Below are 11949 nucleotides of genomic sequence, written 5' to 3'. Positions count from 1 at the left end.
ATGATAGCGCGCTTGCATTTGGCTATTTTTATACTGATTCCAGTAGCTATTTAATTGAAATTTTTATAGCAACTAAGCGCCTAGCCCACATTGAAAATCAGAACTATACAACTTTCCTAGTAACAATTTAGCTTCACACAACTACTTTAAAACATAGTATACTAATAACATTGTTGATAAAAGACTGTGTAAGGAGTGCATCACTATGTATGCTAAATTACTGAAACAATTACCGACTCCCATATGTGGTTTAGCATTGGGTTTAGCAGCATTAAGTAATCTTTTGTTCACCATCAACTTGACCTATCTACCTTTTTTATTATTATATATATCTCTTATTATCATAGTTATATTTTTACAAAAATTGCTACTTTTTCCCCATACAGTTGCCAATGAATTAAAAAATGCTAATACTTGTGCCACCTTTCCTGCCTTGCCAATGGCACTATTATCATTATTATATATATTACATCATTACTTACATGTCATTGGATGGTTTATTACTATAATGTGGTGGCTCATGGTACTCATCCATTTTAGTATATTACTTGGATTCATCATTTATCATATATGGTTATTTCCATCGACTGATTCCAAACCGAATACTAGTTGGTTTGTGGCATTTGTAGGTATCGGGGTTATTGCTGAAACGTCTGAAGGTTTTAGTACACAACTAGGCGCAGGCGTGGTTTATTTAGGATCGATATTTTTCATCATATTACTACTGTTTGTATTATGCCGTAAAGCTTGGCAAAGGTATAACAATCAACAGTTTCCAATGGCCGTAATTATTTCTGCACCTGCAGCACTTTGCTTAAATGGTTATCTGTTAACGCGGACAGATTATTCAATGCTATATATAGGAAGTTTTTTTGTATTATCACAAGCTTTATTTATCATGTCGCTCTTTTTCATTCCAAGAATTAAAACAATTGGGTTCCAACCTGCCTATGCAGCTCTTACTTTTCCCTGGGTGACAACTGCTGCTTCGGTAGTCTCACTATGTCAACTGGTAAATTTACCACCGTTGTGGAATGTTCTATTGAATATCGTAATGATTACTGAACTTATTTTCGCCACATTAGTAGTCGTTTATGTCATTTTGACTTATATTAAATACATTATCAATCATTTACGCTACACATAGCTTGGTCCAAAGTATTTATTTACTACAGTAAAAAGAACATAAAATTAGAAAATAAAGGCGTTATTATCACATGATTTAATGTGCAATAACGCCTCTTTACTTAAAATTTGATACTGAAAGAAAATTTCAATTTAACTTACTTGCTGTCAATGTTCCTATATAACAATCATATATTGCTGTCACTCCAAAACACATACTTATTATTAATAGTAGTTATCATTACCTACACTTTATTACAAATAACGAAACATAATATAGATTTTGCCAAAAAACATAACGTTATGTTGCAAAAAAATTACATACAATGAAATAATGTATTTTTACACTATAGTACAATCTTAATATTCGCCTATAAATATAAGACTTTTTTAATTTTCTAAATATTTACATGCATCTCATAATAATTACTTTTGTATTAAAACAAACATTACTATATTCTCTTTTAGAAAGTTATCTGCTATTGTTATTCTAGGAAAAATTTTGGGAGGATTTATTTTTATTATGAAAAAATTAATGACAGCAACGATTGCTACGCTATCTTTAGGTGCAGTCGGTATCGCGCAACAAAGTGAAGCTGAAGCTTCAGAAACAACTATTTCAAGTCAAGAGCAAAGTCAATTTTCTGGTATCTTTGCCGAAGGTTATATGGATAAAGATGCAAGTGGAAATTATCATCATACATCAGATGGCAATTGGGAGCAATCTATGTTCGATGATGAGCAATATTATTTCTACCTTATTGATGATAAAGGTAATTATCATTACTTCTACTTCCCTGTTGCAGGAGAAGGACAAGGCGCTACTAATGATAATACAAACGCTACAACTACACCTGTTCAACAAGATGGGAATGTGAACAGTCCAAATAAAAGCCATGAAGAAGTTCAAAAATCAGGTTATCACTTAGACGGTACTGATGACAGTGCTCAACAAGATAAAAATAACTATGACAATAACTATACACGCAATGATAATAATGGACAGCATAACGTTCAACAAGGCGCTACTTCAAATCAATCAGCTAATGAATCAGCACAAGCAACTGACAACGAAGACAGTACAAATGCTGCAAGCTCTAATAACGAGACTGCTCAAACTGCAGCATCAGCTAATGAATCAACACAAGTAACTGAACAACAAAATAATACAAATGTTGCAAGCTCTAATAATGAGACTGCTCAAACTGCAGCATCTGTAAATGAATCAGCACAAGCAACTGACAACGAAGACAATACAAATGCTGCAAACTCTAATAATGAGACTGCTCAAACTGCTGCACCTGTAAATGAATCAGCACAAGCAACTGAACAACAAAATAATACAAATGCTACAAGCTCAAATTATGAGACTACTCAAACTGCTGCACCTGTAAACGAGTCAGCACAGTCAAGTGAAGAAGCAAACACTACGCAATCAACTACAGACAGTAATAATGAAACAAGTTCATCTAATTGGTTAACTCAAAACCGTCAACTACAACCTTATGGTCAATATTATGGTGGCGGCGCTCACTATGGCGTTGACTATGCAATGGATGAAAATACACCAGTATATTCATTAACTGATGGAACAGATACGCAAAGTGGTTGGAGTAATTATGGTGGCGGTAACCAAGTTACTATCCAAGAAGAAAATAGTGATAATTACCAATGGTATATGCACATGAATGAACTAAATGTATCAGAAGGTGACACAGTTTCAGAAGGTGACCAAATTGGTTTATCAGGTAATACTGGTAATTCAACAGCACCTCATTTACACTTCCAACGTATGGACGGTGGCGTAGGTAATAACTATTCAGTTGATCCAACATCATATGTAAATTCAAAAGCATAATAATTATAATGACCCTAGCACAATCTACTGTGCTAGGTTTTTTTCATATATTAATATGTATAAATCACATTTTACTCATCATCACATTGAAGCATTAGCTAGAAAAGCCCACTTTTAGACTTTCTTTTATTAATAGACCCTTATCAACATTAAAATATCTATTATATAAATTAACATTATAAATTCCTTTGAGTTAACTCCCGATAAAATATATATCATTATAATTAACTATATTTAAAAAAGTAATTATACTTTCTAATTTAATTTTATAAAATTTACACAAAAATAATGGGCGTTTACACTTTTTAAAAAAATTATCAAATTCATGATTAATTATTATATTTTTTATGTTATTATGTTTACAAAGAATTGAAATTTGAGGGGGGCAATCTTATGTCAAAAACAGTGAAAATTATCATTGCAGCTATCATTGGACTCTTGTTAGTTGTGGGAATTATTGGGGCAGCAACATATTATTTTGTTTCAAATTCACCTAAAAACACTTATTTAAAAAGTGAACAAGAAACTGCAAAACAATATCAAGAATATGCCAAAACACGATTCAAGGATGGATTTGAGTTCCAAGACAAGATGAAAGACGAATCATATTTAATTAATATGGATGCGAGTGCTGATGTACCTGCAAAGCTATTAAAAGACGCAGATATTCCTAAATCGGTGGTAGACGGTTCTAAAATCGGATTAAAGGTAGGACATGACCCTGATAAAGACAAGTCAGTGCTAGCATTATCTCCAACAATCGCAGATAATAGTATCGGAGACTTCCAGTGGGCTGCAGACAAAAATAACCAATATTATGAAGCACCTATTTTAGATGATGTTTACAAAGCCAAAAACGATGAGCTAGTAGATGTGTATAACAAGTTAACTGGAAGCAGCAGTTATTCTTCAACAAGTTCACAAGATAATGCTATCACAAATGATTCATTGAATTTAAATACTATTTTATCAAGCACACAGATTTCTGAAGATAAATTAGAAGACATTAGTGAACGTTACAGTGATCTAATCATCGATGAATTAGATGACGATAATTTCGACAAAGAAGATGACACTATTTCAGTTGATGGTGAAGACACAGACGTACAAAAAGTTACTATGACTTTAAGCAAAAAAGAAACAAAAGCTCTTATTCAAACTGTATTAGAAGAAGCAAAAGATGATGACGACATTAAAGAAATTGCAGAAGATAAAATGCAAGCAGATTCTTATAGCGATTCAATTGACGATGCATTAGAAGAAGTTAAAGATACAGATGCTTCAGATTTCCCTAGCGTTAAATCTGTAATTTGGGAAGAAGATAAACATATTCTAAAAAGAGATTTAACTCTAAAAGCAGAAAATGGTGAAGAAGTAACACTTGAAGGTACAAGTAATATCGATGATGATAACTTAGCTGTCGATTATAAAATCAAAGCCGACAATACAACTTTAGGCATCAAAGGTAAATCTACTAAAAAAGATGACACGTACAATGATAAATACACTTTAACTGCTGACGAGTCATATAAAAAATCTAACATTAAAATTTCTAACAAAGAAAAACAAGATGGAGACAAACGTACAGACAAAGGTAACATTACCTTCGGCTCTGAATACGATGAAACAACAATAGATTATAATAATGTATTAAATACAGATACTAAAAATAATCAACAAAAACAAAAACTTGATGTCACTATGGATGTCGAAGGTGAACCAGTAACAGTTACTTTAGAAGGTGACGTAAAACTGAAGGAAGATATTAACTTCGACAAAGGTAATGCTAAAGATTTAAATACACTAAGTGACAGCGACTTCAGAAAATTACAACGTGAAATATCTGATAATACAGAAGATATTGTTAAAGATGTCGCAAAAGATTTAAAATAATAACTAATTAACTATAAAGGAGTGATAAAATGAAAACATTTCAATTGTTTCGCATTTATCACTCCTTTTTATTAAAAAAATGGTATTTATTGCTTTATATATTTGTCATAATTATCGCTGCTTTTGGAACATTACTTATTATTCAACAGTCACAGCAAGATAATACTACCTTCGACATTGGAGTTGTCGATGAAGACGACACTAAAGAAACACGATTAATTTTAAAATCTTTAGGTAATGGTAATAACTTAGGAAAAGATATACGTATCACCCCTTACACACAACGGCAAGCGCATAAAAAATTGCAACAACACCAACTCGATGGATATTATGTATTCAAAGATGGTATGACGAAAAAATTTTATCGTAATGGCAGTTTACCTATTACAGTTTATACATATGATAAACAGTCAACACAAAGTATTACACTTAACCAATTAACTGATTCAGTCTACGACAGACTTATGGGTGCTATGGGCGGTGGCCTCACTTACAATTCACTTGCACCTGATGCAACAAAAAATGACAATCTAAAGTTATTGACCGACTTATTATTTACAGGACTTAATCGTACAGGCACCTTTGACTATCATCCAATGACTATTTATCATACTGGCAGTTATTATGTAGTAACTGGTTATTTAGCATCTATCTTTATTGTCTGTTTATCACTGTTTTCAATTTTAAAAATGAATCAAGAAAAAGCTTTAAAAGACCGTTTGACCCTATTTCATTTTGCTGTAGAAAAGCTTATACTTATCCGCAGTTTGTTTACTTTTATCTATACTTTAGTATGGGCGATTTTAGGCTTACTTTGGATGTTGTTAACCTTACCTAATGCCTTTGAAATGTACAACTGGCCAACTTTAGCACTTCACATTTTATACTATGTCATCATGATAACTCTAGTGCTAACAATTATTGAATTACAGTTACAAGGCTTAAAACAGTTATTTGCTAAAATTCTTTTTACACTAGTTATACTTGTATTATCAGGAATCACACTCCCTACTATTTACTTCAGTCATTTATTGGGAGGACTATTCGCTCATCAACCGTTCAGTCTAGTTACGAATCAATTGTTAGAACTCGTACTTAACAACTATATTTTAGACATCAGCCCTCTATTTTATAGCAGTTTGATCGTCCTGTCCTGTTGGCTTATCGGGCTATTAGTTTGGAGGTATCGCACATGAAGCCATTTTTATACTTAGTCATTTATAAACAATGGAAGCAGTACCTTCTTTTATTTGGCATTTTATTAAGTAGTTTAGGTTTGATATGGGTACTACAAAAAACGATTAATCAAACATTTCACATTCCTATTGCTATACAAGATTTAGATCAATCTGCTAACTCTAAAACGTTAATTAAGCAACTTAAACAAGAACCTATTTTAGAAGTATCAACTTTACCTTTAGATGATGATTACATCGAGGAAGCTGTAACTAAAAAAGAAGCTGTAATTAGTCTGCAAATACCTAAAAATTACAGCTCACAACTAGAACAAAATGATTTACATGAAGCTATCTTACTTTATGGAAGAGATGATTTTATTGGCAATATTTCTTTGGAAATAGTAAGCCAATCGCTGTATAACCAACAAATACCTTATCTTGTGCATACACATGTACAAGAGGCCGATACTAACGTCAGTATCAATCAAGTTAAATCTAAATTAACGGATAAAACACCTACCTCTAACGTAGATTTTCGTTCGTTACATACCTCATCAAACCGCTCGCTATCTATGAGCATAATTTTCGGCTTACTGTTGTGTATTAGTAGTGTCCAAATACTACTACATCACAACTTAAAACAAAACGCGCCTTTGCAACGTTTGTATTTAGCACCTTTTAGTAAATTAAAGTTGTATGGGCTATATATTGCGGCACACACTATAGTGTTGCTTATTATACTATGGTTGAGCGCGCTATTAATGCACCAACAACTTAGCATAACTTTTTATTTAGCTACATTGTTCGTTATTATTATTTATGAATTAGGTATCTCATGGTTATTATTCACTATTAACACTTTAAGTCATAGACTTTTCATGGCACTTATCTATGCACTAGCTATTACTTTAATTTATATCTATTTACAATTTTAGGAGTGACAATATGATAGAACTTATTAATATTCATAAGCATTATCAACGCAAAACAATATTTAATAAGCTCAATATGACATTCGCAGATCGACAAGTTACCGTACTACTTGGTGAAAATGGTGCCGGTAAATCAACGTTGTTAAATTTAATTTCATCTTTGGAGCAACCAAATAGTGGAACAATTAAATACTTTGATAAAACTTTAACAACAAAAGCAATTCGTCAACTTATTGGTTATATTCCTCAAGATATTGCTTTGTTTGAACATATGACGGTCGATGAAAATATCGCATGTTTCAAAGCATTGTGTCGTACACCATTATCAGATCAACAAATTACTAATTACGCAGAAACACTTAACTTACAAGATCGTCAGCAAACTGTCGCCAAACTGTCTGGAGGAACAAAACGTAAAGTCAATCTATTAATTGGTCTACTCGGTCAACCACAAATATTATTACTCGATGAACCCACTGTCGGTATCGATTTAAAATCTCGTTATGATATCCACCGTTTATTAGTTACTTTAAAGGAACAATGCTTAATTATTTTAACAACACATCATTTAGATGAAGTTGAAGCGCTTGCAGATAATATCAAAGTCATCGGCAGCGATCCGTTCTATACTAAAGTGTTAACTGATAAACAGTGGCCTTTTGAATCATATGCTAATAATTAACAACTAATATAATAAACATAACACACCGCTTTTCATAATTAGTGGTGTGTTACTTTTTATAAAAATAACAACGTTGTTATTTTCTCGAAAATCTTTTATAATAGAGTAATGTGAATACGCTTACATGACTTGTTATTAAATTAGGAGGACGTTTACATGTCATTATTGAGTGAACATTTGCCGCTAATATCTTTGATTATTGGTGTAGCATTCCTACTCTTTATCAATATTAAACTTAAAATAAATAGTATATTAGCTCTTATATTTTCTGCTATTATCGTTGGTCTAATTAACGGAATGAAACCAATGACTATATTAGATACTGTTAAAGATGGATTAGGATCAACATTAGGAAGTTTAGCATTAATCATTGGGTTTGGTGCTGTCTTAGGTAAAATTATGGTTGATTCTGGCGCAGCACAACGTATTGCTTCAACTTTAATCTCTAAATTTGGGGTAAAAAATGTACAGTGGGCATTAATCATTATTGGTGCTGTATTTGGTATTTCAGTCTTTTATGAAGTTGCATTTATGATTTTAGCACCTTTAGTAATTAGTATTGCTGTAGAAGCCAAAACACCTTTCATGAAATTAGGAATCACTATGGTTGCAGCTACAACATTGTCCCATAGTCTCTTTCCACCACAGGGGGGACCAACAGCGTTAGTTGATGCTTATAACGCCGATATGGGGATGGTTTATTTATTAGGTATTCTTGTCTTTATTCCCGGAGTTTTAGTCGCAGGAATACTCTTCCCAAAATTGTTAAAAAAATTAGATTATCCAGTACCACCATTATTGCAAAAAAATAAAGTTTTTACGGAAGCAGAGATGCCTAGCTTTCGTTTAAGTTTAATTGTACCTTTAATTCCAGCAATTTTAATTTCTATTTCTACGATTTTAAGTATGTTTGTTACAGAGGATACTGCCATACATGAAATAATCACCTTTTTCGGAAGTGCTGAAATTAGTTTAATAATTTCAATTATGATCGCAGTTATCGTCTTTGGTCTACGTAAAGGAAAAAATATGGAAACTATGATGTCGTCATTTGAAAGCGGTTTAAAAGGCGTTGCTACCATTATTTTCATTGTAGGTGCTGGTGGTGCTTTTAAAGAAATCATATTAAAAGCCCATGTTGGTGAATATATTGCCAATCTGATGACTGACACTAATATTTCACCTCTTATTATGGCGTGGCTCATTACTGCATTGATCCGTATTGCAACTGGTCAAGGCGTAGTATCAGCGATTACAGCCGCAGGAATTGTCGGTCCTTTAATTCCTACTTTCAATGTCAATCCAGTTTTAATGGTCTTAGCCACAGCTGCGGGAAGTAATACAATTACGCATGTGAATGACGCTTCATTTTGGTTATTCAAAGAGTATTTCAATATTTCTATTAAAGATACCTTTAAAACTTGGGGGCTAACACTTCTTTTAACATCCATTACTGGACTTATTGTAGTGCTAATTTTAGATATCTTTATTTAACACAAATTTTAATAGAGACAACAAAAACACCACTCCTACACATTTACTTGTATACGGAGTGGTGTTTTACTGTTATTTAAAATAACATATGTGAAAAATAAATAGTTATTGCTACTGTTAGCGCACTAAAGAGTGTTGATAAAAATACTAATTGTGCTGCCATTTCTGGATAGTTATCATATTCTTGAGCGATAACTGAACTATTTACAGAAGTTGGCATCGCAGACGTGATGAAGAGTGCTTGACCTACAATACCGTCTATACCCATTAATTTAATAATAACCAAAGCAATCAATGGACCAGCAACGAGACGAATTAGTATAAAAATATAAGCTGAAGACCATTTTAAACTGAAGTTTATTTTGGCAATTTGTCCGCCTAATAAAATTAAGGCAATCGCAATCATTGCATCTGCTACATAGTTAGCAGGCGTCCACACAAATTTAGGAATAGGAATATCATTATAATTAAAAATTAATGCTAACACTAACGCATAAAGCACAGGCATTTTAAAATAACCTAGCATTGCTTTCAATTTACCTATTTGTAATGATTGAATTGAAAAGATTCCATAAGAGAACGTAAAAATATTTTGTAACGATAACATAATGACTTGTACAGACATTGCTAGTGCATCCCCTTTAAAAACTAAGTCATTAACAGGCACGCCGTAATTACCGCAATTAAAAAAGAAAGTGCTATTTTTAAGCGTCGTAGCTTTACCTCTCTCCATTTTGCCAAGTCTTGTTAACACTTCTGCAATAATATAGAGAATAAATATGTATATAATAAAAAAGATGACGATGTACAATAACAGTTTCAATGCAAAATCAGTCTGATAAAATTTTACAAAAATAAAACCTGGCACAAATACATAAATATTTAATTTAGCCAACGTGTTTAAATCTAAGGTGAATTTTTTTTGTAAAACAAAACCAAGCAATACCATAATAAATATTGGTAGCAAGATGTTTTGTAAAATATAATACATTTCAATCATATATGTATCCCCTTTTTCATATGATGGTCATTGTAAATAAAATCCGTTATCCTTTATCATACACTTCTTATTTCATAAAAACTATGCCATAGCTTATTCATTTTTCCTATTTACCTTTAAAAATGCAATAAAAAAACACGACCCTCACCATGAACTGACCCCAATTAGTGGGAATAAAATAAAAACACTTTCGTTGAATTCATTTAAAATGAATCATACGGAGGTGTTTTTTCTATGAAAATAATGTCTTATTCAATAGAAACAAAATATAAAACGATTGAAATGAAAGAAGCTGGATATACTGTAAAAGAAATTATGGAAGCATTAAATATCAAAAATAGCACACAGGTAAAAACTTGGTGGCGATGGTATCGAAATGGTGAAACTTATAGATTTTATCAACAAAGAGGCAAGCAATATACTTACGGCAAAGGCGTGAAAGAATTATCAGAAGTAGAACAATTAAAGTTAGATAATAAGAAAAAAGATATTGAAATAGATATTTTAAAAAAGTACAAGGAGTTAGAAAGGAAGTGGTATCCAAAGTAATTGTAGAATTAGTTGATCAATTCAAGCATAAGTATTCAATCAAAATGATACTCGATGTTTTAGAAATACCTCAATCGACATACTATAGATGGAAACATAAGGACAAGGAAAAAGATAAAGTGACTCAAAAGGTTATTGAATTATGTGAAGAAAATAAATTCACCTACGGTTATCGCAAAATTACAGCATTGATTAATCAATTGTATTCAGCGTCAATTAATCATAAAAGAGTTCAGAGAATCATGCGAGAGTATAATCTGAACTGCCGAGTTAGACCTAAAAAATCTAAAAAAATTGGTGAACCTTATTATAAAACAGATAATTTATTACAAAGACAGTTTAAAGCTAACCAACCAATGGAAGTATTAACAACTGATATTACTTATTTACCTTTCGGTAACTCTATGTTGTATTTATCTTCAATTATGGATGTTTATAACGGAGAAATTGTGGCGTATAAAATAGATAACAAACAGGGTCAAAGCTTAGTAAATGATACATTGAATCAAATAGATATACCTGAGAATTGCATACTACATAGTGACCAAGGCAGTGTTTATACATCCTATGCTTACTATCAATTATGCGAAGAAAAAGGCATTATCAGAAGTATGTCCCGAAAGGGAACACCAGCTGATAACGCCCCGATAGAAAGTTTCCATTCCTCGCTAAAGTGTGAAACTTTCTACATAAACAATGAGCTCAATAGCTCTAACCAAATTGTAATAGATATTGTCGAAAATTACATTAAAAACTATAATAATAATCGAATTCAACAAAAACTAGGCTACTTATCCCCTAGAAAATATAGGGAATTAGCAGCCTAGAACATAGTGTTTTTATTAAGTTCTCATTCTAAGGGTTCAGCGCCCCAACTGGGTCGTGTTTCTGTTATATGGTAGTATGCCTCTAACATACATATTATTTAATGCTCATCTTTATCGTCGTCTTGCAGCTCTGCTTTTTCTTGTTGTTCTTGTTTTTCAGCATCTTGTTTTCTATGCTTTTTCTCTTCTAATACAGACATTACGATAAAACCGATAACTAACAGAGGCATTAAAATACCAATATACATCATAATTCTTCACCTCAATCAACACTTTGAAATGATACGACTCTATTAACGTAACAGTTCATTGTTAATAGATATGGATCCTTAAGTTAAATTTACATGTTCTCTGCTGAAATAACAATAAAAATACTACATTTCCTTATGGTAACTGCTTAATTGTCTAAAT

Annotated in this window: 9 protein-coding genes and 1 pseudogene; 8 read left to right on the top strand and 2 right to left on the bottom strand. The window is 32.0% G+C overall.

Annotation, left to right across the window (positions count from 1 at the left end):
- Window positions 1-205 precede the first annotated feature (205 nt).
- From MUA37_RS01155 to MUA37_RS01125, 7 genes and pseudogenes are all read left to right on the top strand, one after another.
- On the top strand, window positions 206-1147 hold the full coding sequence (locus tag MUA37_RS01155; RefSeq protein ID WP_262624751.1) for an SLAC1 family transporter: 942 nt from the start codon (window positions 206-208) through the stop codon (window positions 1145-1147).
- A gap of 1449 nt (window positions 1148-2596) precedes the next feature.
- A pseudogene (locus MUA37_RS13350) lies at window positions 2597-2983 on the top strand (M23 family metallopeptidase); the annotation flags it as partial.
- Between the two features lie 393 nt (window positions 2984-3376).
- On the top strand, window positions 3377-4876 hold the full coding sequence (locus MUA37_RS01145) for a DUF6583 family protein (protein ID WP_021459458.1): 1500 nt from the start codon (window positions 3377-3379) through the stop codon (window positions 4874-4876).
- 29 nt (window positions 4877-4905) lie between these two features.
- The gene (locus tag MUA37_RS01140) at window positions 4906-6072 is read left to right on the top strand and encodes an ABC transporter permease (protein ID WP_262624749.1); all 1167 of its coding nucleotides are present in this window, start codon (window positions 4906-4908) and stop codon (window positions 6070-6072) included.
- Window positions 6069-6989, top strand: a complete 921-nt coding sequence (locus MUA37_RS01135) for an ABC transporter permease (protein ID WP_002509904.1) — start codon at window positions 6069-6071, stop codon at window positions 6987-6989. Before MUA37_RS01140 ends, MUA37_RS01135 begins: the two co-directional genes overlap by 4 nt.
- 10 nt (window positions 6990-6999) lie before the next feature.
- On the top strand, window positions 7000-7668 hold the full coding sequence (locus MUA37_RS01130) for an ABC transporter ATP-binding protein (protein WP_107373719.1): 669 nt from the start codon (window positions 7000-7002) through the stop codon (window positions 7666-7668).
- A 156-nt stretch (window positions 7669-7824) separates the two neighbouring features.
- The gene (locus MUA37_RS01125) at window positions 7825-9162 is read left to right on the top strand and encodes a gluconate:H+ symporter (protein ID WP_142019272.1); all 1338 of its coding nucleotides are present in this window, start codon (window positions 7825-7827) and stop codon (window positions 9160-9162) included.
- Between the two features lie 76 nt (window positions 9163-9238).
- Here MUA37_RS01125 and MUA37_RS01120 read toward each other — a convergent pair whose 3' ends face one another.
- Window positions 9239-10162: an AEC family transporter gene (locus MUA37_RS01120; protein WP_002509907.1), complete on the bottom strand. Its 924-nt coding sequence runs from the start codon at window positions 10160-10162 to the stop codon at window positions 9239-9241.
- 234 nt (window positions 10163-10396) lie between these two features.
- Between MUA37_RS01120 and MUA37_RS01115 the strand changes: the two genes are divergently transcribed.
- Window positions 10397-11538 (top strand): IS3 family transposase gene (locus MUA37_RS01115; protein ID WP_107382652.1). Its coding sequence is split into 2 segments (ribosomal slippage): window positions 10397-10667 and window positions 10667-11538, totalling 1143 coding nucleotides; the frame shifts between segments, so codons are not numbered across the junction.
- A gap of 98 nt (window positions 11539-11636) precedes the next feature.
- Here the strand turns inward: MUA37_RS01115 and MUA37_RS01110 are convergent.
- Window positions 11637-11789, bottom strand: coding sequence for a hypothetical protein (locus tag MUA37_RS01110; protein WP_262624748.1), 153 nt, complete (start codon window positions 11787-11789; stop codon window positions 11637-11639).
- Between the last annotated feature and the right edge of the window lie 160 nt (window positions 11790-11949).

The sequence above is a fragment of the Staphylococcus arlettae genome (assembly GCF_025560845.1).
In the GTDB taxonomy this organism is placed as follows: Bacteria; Bacillota; Bacilli; order Staphylococcales; family Staphylococcaceae; genus Staphylococcus; species Staphylococcus arlettae.
Note: the sequence above shows the minus strand (reverse complement) of the source record. Positions and strands in the feature narration are given on the sequence as shown.